The 19,444-nt window shown below is 62.0% G+C and carries 17 protein-coding genes; 9 read left to right on the forward strand and 8 right to left on the reverse strand.

Features of this window, described 5'->3' with window-relative positions; all coding sequences use genetic code 11:
- Window positions 1–10 precede the first annotated feature (10 nt).
- The 3 genes from OCA5_RS09650 to OCA5_RS09660 are packed head-to-tail and all read left to right on the forward strand — an operon-like array spanning window position 11 to window position 3,632.
- On the forward strand, window positions 11–1,096 hold the full coding sequence (locus OCA5_RS09650) for a glycosyltransferase (protein WP_012563254.1): 1,086 nt from the start codon (window positions 11–13) through the stop codon (window positions 1,094–1,096).
- Between the two features lie 41 nt (window positions 1,097–1,137).
- A complete protein-coding gene (locus OCA5_RS09655) occupies window positions 1,138–2,187 on the forward strand; it encodes an acyltransferase family protein (protein WP_012563253.1) in 1,050 nt (349 codons plus the stop codon).
- Window positions 2,188–2,189: 2 nt separating this feature from the next.
- Window positions 2,190–3,632, forward strand: coding sequence for a lipopolysaccharide biosynthesis protein (locus OCA5_RS09660; protein WP_012563252.1), 1,443 nt, complete (start codon window positions 2,190–2,192; stop codon window positions 3,630–3,632).
- Between the two features lies 1 nt (window position 3,633).
- Here the strand turns inward: OCA5_RS09660 and OCA5_RS09665 are convergent, their stop codons facing one another.
- Window positions 3,634–4,605 carry an endo-1,4-beta-xylanase gene (locus tag OCA5_RS09665; protein WP_244396058.1) on the reverse strand — a complete coding sequence of 324 codons (972 nt, stop codon included), beginning with the start codon at window positions 4,603–4,605 and terminating at the stop codon, window positions 3,634–3,636.
- A 319-nt stretch (window positions 4,606–4,924) separates the two neighbouring features.
- On the opposite strand from OCA5_RS09665, the gene OCA5_RS09670 reads away from it, so the two are divergent.
- From OCA5_RS09670 to OCA5_RS09690, 5 genes are all read left to right on the forward strand, one after another.
- The gene (locus OCA5_RS09670; RefSeq protein ID WP_012563250.1) at window positions 4,925–5,722 is read left to right on the forward strand and encodes a WecB/TagA/CpsF family glycosyltransferase; all 798 of its coding nucleotides are present in this window, start codon (window positions 4,925–4,927) and stop codon (window positions 5,720–5,722) included.
- Window positions 5,719–6,978, forward strand: coding sequence for a glycosyltransferase family 4 protein (locus OCA5_RS09675; RefSeq protein WP_012563249.1), 1,260 nt, complete (start codon window positions 5,719–5,721; stop codon window positions 6,976–6,978). Before OCA5_RS09670 ends, OCA5_RS09675 begins: the two co-directional genes overlap by 4 nt.
- A gap of 18 nt (window positions 6,979–6,996) precedes the next feature.
- A complete protein-coding gene (locus OCA5_RS09680; protein WP_012563248.1) occupies window positions 6,997–8,220 on the forward strand; it encodes a glycosyltransferase family 4 protein in 1,224 nt (407 codons plus the stop codon).
- A gap of 2 nt (window positions 8,221–8,222) precedes the next feature.
- A complete protein-coding gene (locus OCA5_RS09685; RefSeq protein ID WP_012563247.1) occupies window positions 8,223–8,645 on the forward strand; it encodes a hypothetical protein in 423 nt (140 codons plus the stop codon).
- A 187-nt stretch (window positions 8,646–8,832) separates the two neighbouring features.
- Window positions 8,833–9,684, forward strand: a complete 852-nt coding sequence (locus tag OCA5_RS09690; RefSeq protein ID WP_012563246.1) for a class I SAM-dependent methyltransferase — start codon at window positions 8,833–8,835, stop codon at window positions 9,682–9,684.
- 6 nt (window positions 9,685–9,690) lie between these two features.
- Here OCA5_RS09690 and queC read toward each other — a convergent pair whose 3' ends face one another.
- Complete coding sequence (gene queC, locus OCA5_RS09695; protein ID WP_012563245.1) at window positions 9,691–10,410, reverse strand: 7-cyano-7-deazaguanine synthase QueC; 720 nt, start codon at window positions 10,408–10,410, stop codon at window positions 9,691–9,693.
- Between the two features lie 127 nt (window positions 10,411–10,537).
- Between queC and mazG the strand changes: the two genes are divergently transcribed.
- On the forward strand, window positions 10,538–11,368 hold the full coding sequence (gene mazG / locus OCA5_RS09700; protein ID WP_012563244.1) for a nucleoside triphosphate pyrophosphohydrolase: 831 nt from the start codon (window positions 10,538–10,540) through the stop codon (window positions 11,366–11,368).
- 149 nt (window positions 11,369–11,517) lie between these two features.
- Here mazG and hflX read toward each other — a convergent pair whose 3' ends face one another.
- From hflX to ntrC, 6 genes are all read right to left on the reverse strand, one after another.
- The gene (gene hflX / locus OCA5_RS09705) at window positions 11,518–12,909 is read right to left on the reverse strand and encodes a GTPase HflX (protein ID WP_013913116.1); all 1,392 of its coding nucleotides are present in this window, start codon (window positions 12,907–12,909) and stop codon (window positions 11,518–11,520) included.
- A gap of 9 nt (window positions 12,910–12,918) precedes the next feature.
- A complete protein-coding gene (gene hfq, locus OCA5_RS09710; RefSeq protein WP_012563242.1) occupies window positions 12,919–13,167 on the reverse strand; it encodes an RNA chaperone Hfq in 249 nt (82 codons plus the stop codon).
- Window positions 13,168–13,336: 169 nt separating this feature from the next.
- Window positions 13,337–14,194: a D-amino-acid transaminase gene (locus OCA5_RS09715; protein ID WP_012563241.1), complete on the reverse strand. Its 858-nt coding sequence runs from the start codon at window positions 14,192–14,194 to the stop codon at window positions 13,337–13,339.
- Window positions 14,195–14,197: 3 nt separating this feature from the next.
- The gene (ntrX, locus tag OCA5_RS09720) at window positions 14,198–15,568 is read right to left on the reverse strand and encodes a nitrogen assimilation response regulator NtrX (protein ID WP_012563240.1); all 1,371 of its coding nucleotides are present in this window, start codon (window positions 15,566–15,568) and stop codon (window positions 14,198–14,200) included.
- A complete protein-coding gene (locus OCA5_RS09725) occupies window positions 15,558–17,834 on the reverse strand; it encodes a sensor histidine kinase NtrY-like (RefSeq protein ID WP_013913117.1) in 2,277 nt (758 codons plus the stop codon). The genes ntrX and OCA5_RS09725 overlap by 11 nt, the downstream gene beginning before the upstream one ends.
- Before the next feature lie 163 nt (window positions 17,835–17,997).
- A complete protein-coding gene (ntrC, locus tag OCA5_RS09730; RefSeq protein WP_012563238.1) occupies window positions 17,998–19,440 on the reverse strand; it encodes a nitrogen regulation protein NR(I) in 1,443 nt (480 codons plus the stop codon).
- Window positions 19,441–19,444 lie beyond the last annotated feature (4 nt).

Below are 19,444 nucleotides of genomic sequence, written 5' to 3' on the forward strand. Positions count from 1 at the left end.
GGTGCGTGGAATGACGATCTATGTCGATCATACCCATCTGGGGCGGCATGTGACCGGCCTTGAACGGATCACGCTCGAACTGTTCTCGCAGGACGCGCTCGCGCCATTGCCGATTACGCCAGTGACGGCACAAGGCACACGGCAGATGATCGCACGGCAGACGCTGGGGCTCCCGGCGCGGCTCGCAGCATCGAAGTCCGTTCTGCTTTGTCCGGGGTTTCCACCAAGCCCGTTGCTGCGCCCGTTTGCATCGCGCGTTCTGCCTTATTTTCACGATGATTTTCTGATTTCCCGCCGCGACGACCTCAATCATCGCGCACGGTTGTATATGGCCGTACCGTTCAAACTCGCGCTCAAAACCTATCCGCGATTTCTCACCAACTCCGCGACAACGCGCGAGCGGCTTCGGCAATATTGCCGCCGCGATGCGGAGATCACACTCTACCGCCCCTCCGTGCGCAACGTGTTCAATCTCGCGGATAACTCACGTGCGGTGCGTAGCACGCAAACCTCTCCCCTTCGTCTCATCGCGCTCGGCACGGTCGAGCCTCGCAAGAACCTTGTGGCAGCAGGGCGCATTCTGATCGCGCTTCGTGATCGGGGTTTTGCCGATGCGACGCTCGATATTATCGGACGGCGTGGCTGGGGACCCGACTGGGACCAGCTCGCGCAGATTCCAGGCGTGACGCTGCACGGCTATCAAACCGCAACGCGTGTTACCGAGCTGCTCGACAAAGCCGACGTCTTCATCTGCACGTCGCATGACGAGGGGTTGGGGCTTCCCCTCCTCGAGGCTCAGTATGGCGGGCTTCCGATTCTCGCGCCGGATGCCGCGGTGTTCCGCGAGGTGCTGGGCCAATCTGGGCTTTACATCGACCCGGCCGATCCGACGGGCGCCGCTGCAAGCATCGCGCGCCTTGTCGCAACAGACGGCTGGCGACAGCTCCATGTTCGACAGGCCCGAGCCAATCTTGCGCGCTGGAACAATCTCGCGGCATCGGACCGCGACATCGTTCTCGATCTGATCGCACGCATGGCGCACGAGCGCGCGTGTGATCGGGGGACGCTCTCGGATCGTTCGATTGCCACGCACTAACCGACTGGAGTGCTCCGCATGACTTGGCTCGACAGGTGACCATGACGGCCGCGACCAGCGATCAGATCGGTTGGAGCAATGCCGCAGCGGCTCCCGCGTCGCGGGCGCGTGACGTCACGATCGACAGCATGCGGGGCCTTGCGATCCTGATGGTGATCGGCATTCACTCCCTGCCCCAGCCGCTCACATCGAGCTGGGCGATGATGCTGGATGCGGCGCTGCGGCCTTGCGTGCCGATATTCCTGTTTGCATCTGGCATGATGTCTGCCGGAAAGACGGAGATTCCGCTCGGCCGCCGCCTCGCAACGGCTGTCGTGCCTTATGCGATCGTCTTCGTCGCCGCCTACGCTTATATGGCGCTTCACAACGCAAATATGGATCATCGGCTGCATGTTGCGCTGGCGCGGTTCGGCCTCGCCTACGTGTTCGTCTATTATTATGTGTTCGTTTATGTCGGCTGCACCATAGCGCTCTGGCTGCTGCTCAGGTTTGCCAAAATCTCGGGCGGCGGCCGTGACAGCCTTGCGATATGGCTGATCGTGGCGATCGCCTTCGGGCTGTTGGCCGGCGCCTACATCGACCCGCTCCTTATCAAGGCGGACTTCTCGCCATCTCTCATCGAAGAAGTGCGGATGCGGGATATCCCGTTCTGGTTTGCGTTTCTCGCGCTCGGCTTGCTGATCGGAACGCTCCGGCTGCATGACACGCTCCGCAATCACATGGCGCTTCTCCTCATCGCAACCGTCGTGGCCTATGCGATCTATGCCGGCGTGCGTCTCTGGCAGATCGGCGACGCGGCGGATTACGATTCGTTGGCGTTTTATGTCTACGCGTCTCTCGCCGCTCTGACCTTGCTGACGTTGCGACTTGCATCGCCCGCGCTCGCAATACTCGGCTCGGGCAGCTACTTCATTTATCTCTGGCACATTTTCATCGTCATGGCGCTCCGAGACAATGGCGTGTTCGATCGTTTGCCGCCGTTGACTGCCTTTGCCGTCACGTTCACGGCGACGACGCTCGCGATCGTTATTGCGCTGATTTGCATTCGACGCGTCGTCCCGAACAAAATGCTGCGCTGGGTGGGTGCCTGACGATGCTGCTGCGACATACCCTCCTCTACCTTCCGGCGCAGGTGATCGGCCCGCTGTTCCAGCTTCTGGCGATGATCGTCTGGACGCATGTCGTCAACGATCACACGCTCGGTGTCATCACGCTCATTACTGCGTCGCACGAGCTGCTGCAGATCGGATTTCTGTCGTGGTGGTCGCAATACGCGCTGCGCTTTCTCGGCCGCTATCAGGATGCGGGCGAGGAGCAGCGGTTCTACGCGACGGAAAGCTTCGTCATTCTGATCTCCGTCATCCTGCAGAGCCTTGCAATCGTCGGCGTGGTGTTACTGGTTATCGCGCCGGACGCGAGCCCGCTTCTTCTTGCCGCCAGCATCGGCTACGTCATCTCGCGCACACTCAACCTTTACATCGCCGAGCGCGCCCGGGCGCGGCAACAGATCGGAATCTATTCCATCCAGCAGATCGTCGGGCCGTCGGCCGGGTTGCTCCTTGGCCTTCTTCTCATCCATTGGTTCGGCCCGCACCCAGAATGGCCGTTGATCGGCTATTTCGCGATGCAGCTTCTGGCAGCGCTGATCGTGTTGCCGTTCATCGGTTACAGCAGCCGCGTGTGGCCGATCGACCGCGACATTTTCCGCCACGCGCTGCATTACGGCGTTCCGATCATCATCGGCGGCGGATTGGGTTGGGTCGGCCTCAACGCCTCGCGCTTCATCCTCAACGATATGCGCGGCGTGGCTGCCGCCGGTCTGTTCGCTGTTGGCTATGGTCTCGGTCAACGGGCTGCTGCAGTTGCCGCAATGCTGGTGACGGCGGCGGCCTTTCCCCTCGCTGTGAAGCACATGGAGCAAGGCGGCAGCAAAGCCGCCATGAGCCAGCTTGCCGACAATAGCGCGCTTCTGTTTGCGATCCTCGTGCCGAGCATCGCCGGGATATATTCGCTGCGCGCAGAGATCGTCCACCTGATGATCGCCGCGCCCTTTCAGGCAGCGACGCTCGCGATCCTGCCACTGTCGGCACTTGCGGGCGCCATTCGCAGCCTGCGCGCCCACTTCGGCGATCAGGTGTTTCTGTTGCATAACCGGACACGACTGATCGTTGTCGTCGCATCGGTCGACGCGATCGTCACCGTGATCCTGAGCATTGTTTTCATCCAGCGCTGGGGACTGGTCGGCGCCGCGGCGGCGACAGTCGCGTCAGCCCTTGCTGCGGCGACGGTGAGCTTCGCCATCGGCTTTACAAAATTTGGCCTGACGCTGCCGGTCTCGCACCTGCTGCGATCCGGCATCGCGACGGCCCTGATGATGCTGGTGCTGCACAGGTTGCCTGAAGCCGCCAACCTCAGTGGTCTGGCTCTTCACATCGCAATCGGCGCCGGAACCTATGCCGCCGCTCTCGTCGTGTTCTATGCGCGGAGCCTGTTCCATCTCTGGATCGTCCGCGCACACCAGCCCTTGCGAAGCTAGATCATGCCCGGCGTGCGTTGGTGAAGGCACGCTGCATCGCGAACCACAGCGGCTTCTTCTGCAGATTCGAATCGTAGGGCAGCGGGCGCGGCAGCCGCGCGGCGGACGGGTCCTTCTTCTTGGCGAGATCGGTGTAGAACGAATATTGATCGGCAAGCTCCCAGGCGATCACCGCCTTCACCGCCGAGATCTGCAGCACATTGTCGAGAAACGCTTCCGCAGTCTTTGCCACCAGCTCGTCGCGAGCACGGATATCATCCGGAAACGTATCGTCCCGTACATCGAATTCCGTGATGTAGATGTCGACACCAAGCTCGCTGAGCTTGTGAACGAAATCGGCAAATCGCACGGGATCGTGCTTGTATTTCGGTTGCAGATGCCCCTGCAGCCCAACGACGTCCAGACGAACACCGGAATCCTTCAACTCCTTGACCAGTTTGAGGAGCCCTTCTCGCACCGCGAGTCCGAGTGGATCATCGCGTTCCGTCTGCGCTTCGTTAAGAACGAATTTCGTAGCCTTGTCGACAGCGCCTGCCCGCTCGAAAGCACGGCGGACATAATCCGTTCCGAATGCATCGTACCATGGGCCCAACCTGTATCCGCCCGGCGCCTTGTGCCCCGGCCAGAACGGCTCATTCACAATGTCCCATGATTGCAGCTTGCCGACATAACGGCCGACGACGTCTTCGATGTAGCCATCGAAGAACGATCGCCGCTCGGCAAGCGCCATGTTGCGGACCCATTGCGGAACCCACTCGTTCCAGATGACGCAGTGACCTCGCAGACCGATCCGGTTCGTCGTGCAAAATTGCAACAGCTTGTCCGCGGGCTCGAAGCGCTTCACGCCCGGCCGTGATGCAACAGTGCCCATCTTCAAGGCAGTATCTGTCGTGATGAGCCGTGCCTGAGAGATGTAGAGGTCGCGATAGCCGATATCGTGATCGATTGCTTCCGCTGCAGCGGCGCCGAACATCACATTCTTGCTTGCAGCTGCATCACCAAGACTCTCGCCAATCGACGATCGTGATTCTGTCCCGCGCAACAAAGCAACTGTCGCGCCAGCGCATGTTGCGATCATATCGCGTCGCGTGATGTGTTGCATGAAGACGACTCCCTGACGTGAAAAGAAATGTGATCTGTGCATTGCAGTGCTCGCCACGCTTGCGTCGCATTGGTCCAATTTGATGACGATCGAACATCGAGTACGCATCATCGATGTCGATGTTCGTTCCACGCGCCCCGCGTGTTCGTTGTGTTCGCGAGTTCCGACAAACTGTCATCAGGAGATCGACATGTTGACCACGCCTTCGGCACACTCGCGTCACAATCTCAACGTCGATGGCGTCTCCATCAATGTTCCTTCGATGCCGGATGCCATTGCATCGGTGATCGATGCGGCTCAACGGGGGGAAAATTTTTCCGTCTGCACGCTCAATCTCGATCACGTCGTGCAGCTTCGAAAGCGTTCCGACTTTCGCAATGCCTATCAGCGCGCAAAGTTCGTCACCGCGGACGGATTTCCGATTGTGATTCTCAGCAGGCTGGTCGGAACACATATCAAACGCACCACGGGTGCCGATCTGATCGAGCCGCTTTGCGCGGAGGCTCAGCGGCGAAACCTGCCGATCTTCCTTCTCGGCTCGAACAACGTAACGCTCGCGGAAACGGTGAAAGCCCTTTCACAGCGCTACAAAGGCATACGTTTCGCAGGTTTCTTTGCACCCGGACCTGATTTCGACCCCTATTCGCCAGAGGCGGATTTTGCCATCGAAAGCATTCGCCGCTCACGGGCGCGATTGTGTTTCGTGGCGCTTGGTGCGCCGAAACAGGAAGTCTTTGCCGCACGCTGCCTCGACCAGTTGGAAGGCACCGGCTTTCTCTGCATCGGCGCGGGCCTCGATTTCATCGCGGGGACACAAACGCGCGCACCGACCATTACCCAAAAGGTCGGTCTGGAATGGGCGTGGCGGATGCTGAAAAACCCGCGTCGCCTCGCGCCGCGTTACGCAAAATGCATGGTGGTGGTGCCGCGGCTGTTCGTCCGAACGCTTCCCCAAATCATCAGTGCTCGCACAAGGACCGCTGCATGACATCCAACGTCACTCTCGCCCAACGCGCACGCAACATCCGTCGCCGTTATCAGATCTGTTTGATCCACCCGTTCGATCCGCGCGGCCAGAAGGTCGGCGGGCTCGAGACCTATATCCGCGACTTCATCACGTTTCATCCGCAGGATACCGATCTTCTGTTCATCGGCGTCGATTCGATCGGTGATCTTGCGGTCGGACAAGTTCATCGCCTCACCTTTCGTGGGCGGCAATTCGATTTCATGCCGATCCTGCGTTATTCGGATGAGCAGGCGCGCGAGGCTGCGAAAACCATTCGCTCCTCCCTCACCGGCCAGTTCTTCATGGCGCTGTTGCGGAATTTCCGGAGCATCGCGCAGCTGATCCGCGCACGGAAATGCACCGTCGATCTGCGGCGCGTTGAATTCTCGTGGCTGCCGGTCATCCTGCGCCTTCCGTTCGTGCAGATGCTGCATGGCGAAGGCGTGCCGAAACTGAAGATGGACTCGCTGCTGCGTAAATATTCCTTCGTGCATAATGCGGGCGAGCGGTTTGCGATTGCGACCAGCGAGAAATTTCTGTGCGTCAATCCGTTTATCACGGAGCGTCTGCAGAAAACCTATCCGAGTCGCAAAGAGAAGATCGATACGCTGTGGACCTGGGTGAACACTGACATCTTCGAGCCGCAGCCCTTCCCCTCGACGGACTTGCCATTTCGGGTGGTCTTCGCCGGCCGGCTCGATGAATTCAAACAGCCGCCGCTGATGTTCAGAACGCTTGCGCGGTTGCGCCACAGGCTCAACGGTCATCTCGAATTCCATTATGTCGGCACCAGCGACCCGACGCGGTTCGCCGAGTTCGGCAATATCGCAGATATCACCATTCGCCACGGCTTCAAGGATGCGGCCGGTCTCGCTGCAACCATCGCATCGGCTCATGCCGGAATTCTGACATCGGAATTCGAAGGCATGCCGCGCTGCGTGCTGGAGACGCTCGCCATCGGCCGTCCTGTCGTTGCGATGCATCTGCCGCAGCTGGAGTCCGTCATCCACGATGGTATCAGCGGTTATCTCGTGCCGCGCAATGGGTTATTGGACGACATGGCCGAGGTGCTAGCGGAGCGCTTTGTTGCTGTCCGCAGCGACATTGCCAGTGGCCGCATACGGCCGGAAGCCGTCGCCACATCGATCGAAAGCTTCACGCCGGGCACTCAACTGGCGCGCGTGTTTCGGTATCACCGCGAGATCCAGAACGCGCGCCATCTGCTCGCCATGGCTTGATATCACGAAGGGGACGTCGTGAAAATTCTGCTGCTCACCAGTGAGTTCACGCCGGCGAATGGCGGCATCGGCACCTACGCACGCGAGGTCGCCGCCGCGGCGTGGGAGCTTGGCGCCGAGGTCACCGTGGTTGCGCCGGATTATGGCCGCTCGATCGACGATAGCAACCTGCCGTTCAAGGTGTCGCGCTTCCATGGCGGCCTGCATTCGATGCGCGATCTGCCGGCCAAGATCAGGCTCGTGCGTAGCGAGATTTCCAAGGTCTATTACGACATCGTTCATGCCGCGGATTGGCCGTTCTTCATTCCCGTTGCGATGTCGCGTCATCAAATCGACGGCCGCATGATGCTGACCGTGCACGGCACGGAGATCAACGAGACCCAGACGCCGCTGAAGCGGCTTGCGATCCGCGGCGCGGGCGTGTTCGGTCCACGTGTGGAGGTCGTCGCAAACAGCGGATTTACCCGCGATCTGTTCTGCGATCGTTTCCCGGTCAACCGTGCGCGGGTGAATGCCGTATCACTTGGCGTGTCCGATTTCTGGTTCGGTCCGCGTAAGCGGAAGGTGCAGGCGCGCTGGCAATACGGGATCGAGGCCAACCGTATCGCGATGGTGACGGTTGCGCGCATCACCCGGCGGAAAGGCCATCACCTCACGCTGGCGGCGCTCGAGCGTCTGCCAGAGTCCATCCGTAAATCCATCACCTGGCTGGTGGTCGGCCCGCCGGGCGAAGCTGATTACGTGCAGGAGTTTCGCGAGAAGGTCGAGCGGTCGCCATGCGACGTTCGCCTCCTCGGCGCACTGACCGATCAGGAAATCCACGATCTCTATTCCGGCGCGGATTTCTTCTGCCTCACCGGCGTGCCGGATACGTCGGGCCGGGTCGAAGGCTTCGGTCTCGTCTATCTGGAGGCGGCGGCGTGCGGGCTGCCGAGCGTGGCGACTGCGATCGGCGGCGTTCCCGATGCAGTGATCGACAACAAGACTGGGCTTTTGACAGACGCTGCACCGAACGCTGTTGCCGATGCGATCTTGCGAATGGCCGCCGACGGTGAATTGCGGACCAACCTTGCGAATGCCGCAAAATTTCATGCGCACGAGATGTCGTGGCGCCGCTGTGCCGGCCAGACCTATGGCCTACCCTACACCTCGCTCTCCCATCCGATGCCCGAGCACGATCTGATCGGATTGGCGCCGATATTCGACGATCCGGCGGATGCGCATCGCCCGATGATGCACTGAGCATGGTGCGCTTCATGCGAAAGCTGGTGCTGATCTGTGTTGCGTTTGGTCTCGGCTGCTCGGCAGCTCAGGCCGCCGATGGCTGTACGAAGAGCCGTGAATATCTGCTCAGCGGCCGCGCGGGCGACCTCACGATGCCGGTCACGTCCTACACCAATCTGTTCAAGACCTGCTCCGCCACGGCAACGATGTCGAACGTGAAGGCCGCCTATATGCTGAGAGACGGCGGCATCGCCGTGACGCCGAAGCAGGATACCGTCGCAGCGACCGCCGCAACGTTGTCGCGCTTCTGCGAATCCAATCCGCGCGGCACGCTGCGCTTTCTCAGCAAGCGGGATCTCAAGCTCAATCGCTCGGTTCTCGATATCGTGAAGATATCGTCGACCTCCGCGACATCCTGCAAAAAGCTCAAGGGTCTCAGTTAGCGCCCTCTTCTCCCGAACTCCATTCACGCTTCTGCGTTGTCGGGAGGTGTTTTCAGAGAGGGCTCTTATGTTGAGATATTGTTCGAAGCCGGGCGCGGTCAACGTCAATCATTTGCTCTGTTGCCCGCGGTGCCATTCGGAACTTCATCTCCACGAGACGCCCATTCGCTGTGCAGGCACGAACTGCGTGTTCTCCAGGCGCGGTTTTCCGCGCGCCAGCGGCCAACCCGTTCTCATCGACTTCGAGCGCAGCATCTTCGAGCGCGCGGCCTATGACGACGATCGCGGATCGGTGTTCAAGCGAGACGACACCGGCCGCGGTTTCGGCGTTCGCGTGCGCCGGATGCTGACCGGCTCCAATCCGGTGACGCCCGAAAAATCGAAAGAGATGGTCAAGCTGCTCAAGCGCGAAAACAAGGCGCCGGTTGTTTTGGTCATCGGCGGCGGTGCGATCGGCGCCGGGGCCGATCCTCTTTACGATACCGAGCACATTCAGATCGTCGGCACCGACGTCTATGCCTCCAACAACACGGATGTCGTCGCCGACGGACATTTTCTCCCGTTTCGTGACGAGGTGTTCGATGCGGTCTGGATTCAGGCTGTCCTTGAGCATGTGCTCGATCCGCCCGCTGTCGTCGCGGAAATCTATCGTGTCCTGAAACCCGGCGGCATCGTCTATGCCGATACGCCATTCATCCAGCAGGTGCACGAACAGGCTTATGACTTCACGCGGTTTACGTTAAGCGGGCATCGCTGGCTGTTCCGCCGTTTCGAGGAAATCGACTCCGGCGCGGTCGGCGGGGCCGGCAAGGCGCTGGTCTGGTCGATCCGTTATGTCGCGCTGTCGCTCGGTTTCAACACCCGCGTTGCGACGCTCGTCGCACTGCCGTTCTTTTGGCTGCGGTTCATCGATTATTTTGCCAAGCCCGGCCCGAAATCCGACGCAGCCAGCGGCGTGTTCTTCTTCGGCCGCCGCTCCGAAACGGCGCTCAACGCCAAGGACATGCTACGCTATTACGCATCCAAGCATCCACGCTGAATGCAATCAGGCTGTTTTGTACTTAGCCCATCCGGCAGCACGCAACCGGCACGCAGGGCATTCGCCGCAGCCATAACCCCAGTCGTGCAGCGCGCCGCGTTCGCCGAGATAGCATGTGTGAGAATGCTGCACGATGAGATCGACCAGCGCGTCGCCGCCAAGCTCATGCGCTAAGGCCCATGTCTCCCCCTTGTCGCGCCACATCAACGGCGTGTGCAGTTCGAAATCGCGCCCCATGCCCTGATTGATCGCGACGTTGAGCGATTTGATCGTCTCGTCGCGGCAGTCCGGATACCCGGAATAATCCGTCTCGCACATGCCGCCGACGATGTGCCGGATGCCGCGTCGATAGCCGAGCGCGGCGGCGAGGGTGAGAAACAGCAGATTGCGGCCGGGCACGAACGTGTTGGGGAGGCCACCCTTGTCCATCTCGATCGCGATGTCGCGCGTCAGGGCCGTATCGGAAATTTCCGCCAGCGTTGGAATGGCGAGCGTATGCGCCTCGCCGAGCCTCGCCTTCCACTCCGGCTTGATCGCCTTGAATCTCTCGATCAGCGTCGAACGGCATTCGAGCTCGATCGCGTGCCGCTGACCGTAGTCGAAGCCGACCGTCTCGACGCGCGCAAAGCGCGACAGTACCCAGGCAAGACAGGTTGCGGAATCCTGACCGCCGGAAAACAGCACCAGCGCGGCATCGTCGAGGGGCTTATCCAAGGGATTGTTCATGACCCGATCTATCATTCAGGATGGACGCCGCCAACCGGGGAATATCGGGGTTTGATGCAGGATTGAGACTGGGCGAGCGTGGGCCGATGCGGCATAGAAAGAGTATCTGCCATCATTCCGGTGCCTCATGAAACCGCCTTCGAACCCGACCGATATTGCTGCTCTCCTTGAAGTGATGGCGGCGTTGCGAACGCCTGTCGGCGGCTGCCCGTGGGATCTGGAGCAGACGTTCGAGACGATCGCGCCCTACACCATCGAGGAAGCTTACGAGGTAGCCGACGCGATCACGCGGCATGACCTCGACGATCTGCGCGAGGAGTTGGGCGATCTTCTGCTGCAGGTCGTCTATCACGCCCGCATGGCGGAGGAGCAAGGCGCGTTCGCCTTCCCCGACGTGGTGGCGGCCGTCGTCACCAAGATGGTCCGCCGCCATCCGCATGTATTCGGTGACGAGGCCGGGCGGATGTCGCCGGACGAGGTGAAGGCTGCGTGGGAGCGGATCAAGGCGGAAGAGAAAGCCGAACGCGCTGCACGACGTGGGGAGCTGCCAGTGCAACAGCCCTCCTTGCTCTCATCGGTGAAAACGGGTCAGCCTGCGCTTGCTCACGCACTCGCGCTTCAGCAGAAGGCCGGCACGGTCGGCTTCGACTGGAACGATCCGCGCGCGGTGCTCGCCAAGATCCGCGAGGAAGCCGACGAGATCGAAGCCGCACTCGACGGCGGTGACGCCAGGGAAATCGCGGCGGAGACCGGCGATCTCCTGTTTGCCGTGGTCAATCTCGCGCGGCACGCCAAGGTCGATCCGGATATGGCGTTGCGTTCCGCCTCCACAAAATTCGAGCGGCGCTTTGGCTACATCGAGCAGGAACTGGCAAAACGCGGCAAGGCGCTCGGTGCAGCGACGCTCGATGAGATGGAAGCGCTGTGGTGCGAGGCAAAGCAGGCGGAGAAGGAGTAGTTACCCTTATGTCCCGGGCGCGACGCAGCGTGAAGCGCTGCCTCGCAGAACCGGGACCATCATAAATGTTGAATGTAGAACGGCCCCGGATCAGCAATGCATCGCTACGCGCTGCACTGCATCCGGGGCACATCCGTATCAGAAGAGCCCTACGCCTCGCGTGGCACGGCCTGAAACCGCGCAATGGCTGTATCGCGCTTGGTTTCATCGACGCGGATCACCATGTCGAAATGGTCGTCGTCGAGCGTCTTTTCCAGCACCTCGGCATTGCGGTGAATCCAGCTGATGCCCTCTCCGTCGGCGGCATCGATGCGCAGTTCGAGAACGGTGCGCAGGGCGGCGAGCCGTTCCTCGATTGCCGCAAGCAGCGCGTCGATCCCCTCGCCGGTCTCCGCCGACACCAGAAAGCACGGATGATCCGCGGGCCGGCGCGCGGCGATGCGTGCGAGGTTTTCGCGCTCCTCGGGCGAAAAACAATCGATCTTGTTCCAGACCTCGATGATGCGATGGCCGGACTCCGTGCCGATCCCCAACTGCCGCAGCACGTGATCGACATCGCGCTCCTGCGCTTCGGCATCCTCGTGCGAGATATCGCGCACATGCAGGATGACGTCGGCCTCGATCACTTCTTCCAGCGTCGCGCGGAAGGCCGCGACCAGCATGGTCGGAAGGTCCGAGATGAACCCCACGGTGTCGGAGATCATCGCTTTGCCGCCATGCGGCAATCGTAATGCGCGCAGCGTCGGATCGAGCGTCGCAAACAGCATGTCGGCAGCCTGCACGTCGGCGCGCGTCAAGCGATTGAACAGCGTCGACTTGCCGGCGTTGGTGTAACCGACGAGCGCGACGACACGATACGGCACGCGCTTGCGCCCGGCACGATGCAGCCGCCGCGTCGCTTGAACCTTCTTCAGATCATTTTCGATCCGCGTGATGCGCTCGCCGATCATGCGGCGGTCGGCCTCGATTTGCGTTTCGCCCGGGCCGCCCATGAATCCGAAGCCGCCACGCTGACGCTCCAGATGCGTCCATGAGCGGACGAGGCGGCTGCGCTGATAGATCAGATGCGCGAGTTCGACCTGCAGCGTGCCTTCGCGGGTCTTGGCGCGACGGCCGAAGATTTCGAGAATGAGGCCGGTGCGGTCGAGCACCTTGGCGTTCCATTCCTTCTCGAGATTGCGCTGCTGGATCGGCGACAACGCGCAATCCATCACCACGAGATCGACGTCGTGCGCCTTGATGAGGCCGAGAATGTCTTCGACCTTGCCCTTGCCGAGATAAGTCGCCGGGCGGATTTCGGACAGCGGCGCGATCAGCGCCTCCGCAACCGTAAGGTCGATCGCACGCGCAAGACCGGCAGCCTCATCGAGGCGGGCTTGCGGATCGCGCACGGCATCGGAGCCTATAGTGGCAATGTCGGCGCTGCCGCGGCGCGCACGAAGATACGGGCCGACAACAAGCACGCGGCCCGTCGTCTGCCCCTGCGCCGGTCCCCCAGAACCCGGCCGGTCGGCTGCCCCGCCGAAGCTACGCGGGTCCAATCAGGGTCCTCAAGCTGGAGTGTCCTCGCCGCCCTCGAACAGCGAAATCGGTGCGCCGGGCATGATGGTCGAAATCGCGTGCTTGTAGACAAGCTGCGAGTGCCCATCCCGCCGCAGCAGCAGGCAGAAATTGTCAAACCAGGTGACAATGCCCTGCAACTTGACGCCGTTGACGAGGAAAATCGTCAGCGGGGTTTTCGATTTGCGAACATGATTGAGAAACGTGTCTTGCAGATTTTGTGCGCGGTCGGCTGCCATTGTTATTTTTTCCGCAGTCGTAGCTGGTTCTTGTTATCTCCCGTCCGCATTCGCGCGAGCGAGCTGCGCCCCCCGAAACCTCCTCCGGGTGCTGCGGTGCATTAAAAGACAGCCCCGGAGGATAGGCAAGACCAGTTCACCCGTGATGCCGGGGAAATCCGCTGGAAAATCAAGAAAATGTCGAAAAACCGTGAAAATGGCTGCGGAGCTTGGCGGCGATCGGCCCCGGTACGCCGTTGCCAATCGGCTTGCCGTCGATCTTGACCACCGGCATCACGATCTGGGTCGCGGCCGTCACGAATGCTTCCGCAGCTTCTTCCGCCTCCTGCGGCGTGAACGGACGTTCCTCGAATCGCATCTGCAGCGCCGCCAGCACTTCCTGCAACACGGCCCGGGTGATGCCGGGCAGGATGCCGCTGTCGGCCGAACGCGTGACGATGGTGCCGGATTTGGTCACGATCCAGGCGTTGCTGGATGAACCTTCGGTGACGAATCCGTCGCGGTCGACGAACCAGGCCTCATAGGCCCCCTGCTCCTTGGCCTGCTGCTTGGCGAGCACGTTCGGCAGCAGCGCGACCGATTTGATATCGACCCGCGGCCAGCGATTCTCCGGCAGGGTGATGACGGCGATGCCGTGCGCGGCCTGCGCCTCGTTCTTCGCGAAGCTGAGATTCTTCGCGGTGACCACGAGACTCGGCTTCACAGACGGAGACGGGAAGGAATGCTCGCGATGGGCCACGCCGCGCGTGACCTGCAGATAGATCAGCCCGTAATGGACGCGATTGCGCCGCATCACCTCATGCAGCACGGCGGTCAGCGCCGCCTCGCCCATCGGCATCGCGATCCGTACTTCGCCGAGCGAACGCTTCAACCGTGCGCGATGACGCGGCCAGTCGACGAGCGCGCCGTCGCGGATTTCGCAGACCTCGTAGATACCGTCTGAAAACTGATAGCCGCGATCCTCTATATTGACGGACGCCTCGCGCAGATCGAGATAGCGGCCGTTGACGTAAGCGATACGGGCCATGTGTCAGCCGACTCCCAGCGCCTTGAGCTTGCGATGCAGCGCCGAGCGCTCCATGCCGACGAATTCCGCCGTGCGCGAGATGTTACCGGAAAAGCGGCTGATCTGCGCAATCAGATAGTCGCGCTCGAACACCTCGCGGGCCTCGCGCAACGACAGCCCCATGATGTGCTCGCCGTTGACGCCGGTCGGCATCGCCGGGATCATCGAGCCGACGTCCTGCGGCAGCATGTCCGCGGTGATGGTCGCTTCCGGATCGCCGCCGGCCAAAATCATCACGCGCTCGATATTGTTGCGCAACTGGCGGACGTTGCCCGGCCAGACATGCGATTGCAGCACCGCCATCGCGTCCTCGCCGATCCGGCGCTTCGGCAGGCCGGTCGTGCTCGAAATCTGGTCCATGAAGTAATCGACGAGTTCGGGGATATCCTCGCGCCGCTCCGACAGCGGCGGCACCCGGATCGGCACCACCGAGAGCCGATGGTAGAGATCCTCGCGGAAGCGCCCTTCCGCAATCTCCGCTTCGAGATTGCGCGAGGTGGACGAAATGATCCGCACATCGACGTTGACCTTGTTGGTGCCGCCGGCGCGCTGGAAGGTCTGATCGACCAGCACGCGCAGAATCTTGTTCTGCGTCTCGCGCGGCATATCGGCGATTTCATCGATAAAGAGCGTGCCGCCATGCGCCTCTTCAAGCGCGCCCGCCTTGCGGCCGGTCTCGCCATCGGCGAGCTCGACGCCGAACAGTTCGACCTCCATGCGCTCTGGCGTAATCGTTGCGGCGTTGATGACGACAAACGGCCCGCCTGCGCGGCTCGACAGATTATGCAGCGTGCGCGCGACAAGCTCCTTACCCGCACCCGACGGCCCGACGATGAGAATGCGGCTGTTGGCCTTGCCGGCGCGGTCGATGGTCTGGCGCAACTGGTTCATGCACGGCGATTTTCCGACCAGCGTGTTCGAAGCCGGTGCAAGCTGTTTTAGCTCGCGCACCTCGCGCTTCAGCCGTGAGTTCTCCAGCGCGCGGGTGGCAACCAGCACGAGACGATCCGCCTTGAACGGCTTCTCGATGAAGTCGTAGGCGCCGCGCTTGATCGCAGCGACGGCGGTTTCGATGTTGCCATGGCCGGAGATCATCACGACCGGAACATCGGCATGATCCTTCTTGATCTGTTCAAGAAGCTGCAGCCCGTCGAGCTTGCTGCCCTGCATCCAGATATCGAGGAAGATCAGGTTCGGCCGGCGCGTCGCGATCTCCGCAAGTGCGGAGTCGCTGTCGCGCGCCGTGCGGGTCTTGTAGCCCTCGTCATCGAGAATACCGGCGACGAGGTCGCGGATGTCGGCTTCGTCGTCAACGATCAGAATGTCATTCGCCATGGCTTACTTCCGCTTCCGTATTTTGTGGCGTGTCGCTGGTCTTCACGTCGCTGTCTTTCGGGCGACCGGAGACGGCAAAGCGTAGCCGCACCCATGCGCCCCTCTGCCCCGGCTTGATGTTCGAGGCGTCGTTCAATTCGATCTTGCCGCCATGATCCTCGAGCACGCGGCCGACGATCGCGAGACCAAGGCCGGTGCCCTTTTCGCGGGTCGTGACGTAAGGCTCGAGAAGCCGCGCGCGGCTTTCCTTGGGCAGGCCGATGCCGTTATCGACCACGTCGATCAGCACGTCATCGCCGTCCCGCGCGGCGGTGACTTCAATGCGCCCCTTGCCAAGTTCGTCCGGCGGCACCGCGCCGATCGCTTCCGTGGCGTTCTTGATGATGTTGGTCAGCGCCTGCGAAATCAGCCGGCGGTCGAAATTCGCCCGCATCGGGTCCTGCTTGATGTCGGCCTCGATCTCGATGTCGGGATGGCCGACGCGCATCAGGAACACCGCCTGCCGCACGGTGTCGGCGACGTCCTCGCCCTCGAACACCGGCTTCGGCATCCGCGCGAACTTCGAGAATTCATCCACCATGCGGCGGATGTCATCGACCTGACGCACGATGGTGTCGGTGCACTGGTCGAAAATCGCACGATCCTCTGTGATGGTCTTGCCGAATTTACGGCGGATGCGCTCGGCCGAGAGCTGGATCGGGGTCAGCGGATTCTTGATCTCGTGGGCGATACGGCGCGCGACGTCGGCCCACGCCGAGGTGCGCTGTGCGGAGACAAGTTCGGTGATGTCGTCGAGCGTGATGATGTAGCCTTCCTGCGCCTGCCCCGACTGCTCGCCGGTGATGCGGACGGAGAGATTGCGCGCGATGCCCGCGCGGTTGATCTCGATTTCACCCTGCAGCAGGCGGTGTGAGCCGCTTTTCGCGCTCTCCATCAACTCGTTGAGTTCGGGTACCACATCCGAGAGCGGATGGTCGATCGCCTCCGTCTCGACGAGCCCGATCAGCTTTTCTGCCGAGCGGTTGAGAATGCCGATGATGCCGTTGCCATCGACCCCGATGATGCCCGCGCTTGCCGACGACAACACCGCCTCGATGAAGCGGCGGCGGCTGTCGATCATGTTGCTGGCACTGACGAGTTCGTCGCGCTGGGTGCGCAACTCCTGCGTCATCTTGTTGAAGGTCTCACCGAGATTGGCGAGGTCGCCCTCGGACTTGATCACCGGCACCTGAACGTGCAGGTCGCCGGTCGAGACGAGGTTCGCCGCGCTCATCAGCCGCCGGATCGGCGCCACGAGGCGGTTGGAGAAATTGAGGCCGATCAGCACCGCCGACATCAAGACCGAGAGCGCGATCACGGTGAACATCAGCGCAAACGCGACCTGAATGCCGAGCTTGCGCGATTCCAGCTCGCTGTATTCGGCGACGCTCGCCTGGGTCTGGCGCAATTGCCCCACCACGCGCGGATCGAGGAGCCGCGCGACATAGAGGAATGTATCCTGAAACGCGCGCAGCCGGATCACGGCGGCGACGTAGTTCTGCTGGATGAACACGCCGATCTGCGGATCGTCCTCATTGACGTTGGCGAGGAAGTCCGGAGCCGGCGTGGTGAAGCTCTGGGCAACGCCGTTCGCAGTCGTCTCGAGGACGTTGCTGTCCTTGTCGATAATCATCGCGCCCGGCAGGTCGCGCGCCTTGGCGTTTTGCGTCAGCACCGCACGAAAGCTCTGGCGGTCCTGGTCCCATAGTGGGCGCGCGTTGGCGAGGTCGTTCGCCATGCCGAGCACATCACCACGGATCAGTTGTGCATGCTCGTAGAGATAGGCATTGGCGATGGTCAGCGAGTTCTCGATCACGGCCTTGGTCGGGCCCGAGAACAGCCGGTCGAGGCCGCGGTCGAGCGTGACGTTGGCGACGATCGACACCAGCACCGCCGGCAGCACCGCGATCACCGAGAACAGGGCAACGATCTGGACGTGCAGCCGGGCGGCCGCCCGGCCCCGCCGCCGTGCCTGGATCACCAGCCAGATTTCCCGCCCGATGATCAGGAGCAACAGCAGGATGGTGCCGGCATTGATCAGCAGGAAGGTGATGACCACCGAATGGGTGGGCACGATCGGGGTGAGCCCGGTCAGCACCACGAAGGTCAGGCAGGCAGAGATCAGCGCCAGGGCAACGGCGATCGGCATCAGGAGCCGGCGCAGCCGCTTGCCCCGCGGTTCAGCGATAGGAGGTTCGATCGAGGCCGAAGTCTCTAAAGCGGTCATGCCTTGGGGGTGTGAGAGAAGCGGCGAGATGCGGCAGAACCGCATCACTGGTGCATTCATATCACAATGTTGCCGAATTGCGACAATTCCTAGGCGCGATCAAAGCCACCGCGCCTCTATCCAACGGCAATTGCTTCGCGCGGCTCTTGGCCGCTAGAGACCGCTAGCCTGACCGATAAACCTGGATGTCGAGGTCGCGGACCTTCTTGCGAAGCGTGTTGCGGTTCAGCCCCAGAAGGTCGGCGGCCCGAATCTGGTTGCCGCGGGTTGCCACCAGCGCGGCGGTGAGCAGCGGCGCCTCGATCTCACGCAGGATGCGGTGATAGAGGCCGGGCGGCGGCAGCGCATTCGGAAAGCCCGCGAAATACGATGCGAGGTAGCTCTCGACCGCGCCTGACAGGTTTTCCACCTTCTGCGGTGTTCCGCCGGTCGACGCACCCGCGGTTGCGGAAGCGAGTTCGCCCTCGATGACCGACGCGGTGATGATGTCCTGCGGGTACAGCGCCGCAAGACGACGGGCGAGGTTCTCCAGTTCGCGGACGTTGCCCGGCCAGCGATGCTGCTTCAGCCGCTCCAGCGCCTGTGCGTCGAGCTTCTTCAGCGGCAGGCCGTCCTTCTCCGCCAGCGCGAAGAAGTGGCGAACGAGATCGGGAAGGTCCTCGATCCGTTCACGTAGTGGTGGAAGTCTGAGCGGCACGACATTGAGACGGAAGAATAAATCTTCACGGAACAGGCCCTGCTGGATCAGCACCCGCAGGTCCTTGTTCGAGGCTGCGACGATGCGCACGTCGGTCTTGATCGGCGTGCGGCCACCGACCGTGGTGTACTCGCCCTGCTGCAGCACGCGCAGAAGCCGGGTCTGCGCCTCCATCGGCATGTCGCCGATCTCGTCGAGAAACAGCGTGCCGCCTTCCGCCTGCTCGAAGCGGCCGGTGGCGCGGGTGTTGGCGCCGGTGAAGGCGCCGCGCTCGTGGCCGAACAGTTCGGATTCGATCAGGTCGCGCGGGATCGCCGCCATGTTGATGGCAACGAACGGCCCGTTCCGCCGCTTGCCGTAATCGTGCAGCGCACGGGCAACGAGCTCCTTGCCGGTGCCGGACTCGCCCGTGATCATTACGGTGAGGTCGGTCTGCATCAGCCGCGCCAGCACGCGGTAGATCTCCTGCATCGCCGCCGAGCGGCCGACCAGCGGAATGGCGTCGAACTCGCCCTCATCGGCGCCCCCCGCCGGGCGCTCCTTTGGTTCCGCCAACGCGCGGCCAACGATCGTAATCAGCTCCTTCAGGTCGAAGGGCTTCGGCAGATATTCGTAGGCGCCGCGCTCGGAGGCGCGGATCGCGGTCATGAACGTGTTCTGCGCGCTCATGACGATGACCGGCAGGTTCGGCCGCAGCTTCTTGATCCGCGGCAGCAGGTCGAAGGCATTTTCGTCGGGCATCACCACGTCGGTGATGATGAGATCGCCCTCGCCCTGCGAGACCCAGCGCCACAGCGTGGCGGCGTTGCCGGTCAGGCGGACCTCGTATCCGGCGCGGATCAGCGCCTGATTGAGTACGGTGCGGATCGCGGTGTCGTCGTCGGCGACGAGAATGCTACCTGTCGGCATGGCA

This window comes from Afipia carboxidovorans OM5 (assembly GCF_000218565.1).
In the GTDB taxonomy this organism is placed as follows: domain Bacteria; phylum Pseudomonadota; class Alphaproteobacteria; order Rhizobiales; family Xanthobacteraceae; genus Afipia; species Afipia carboxidovorans.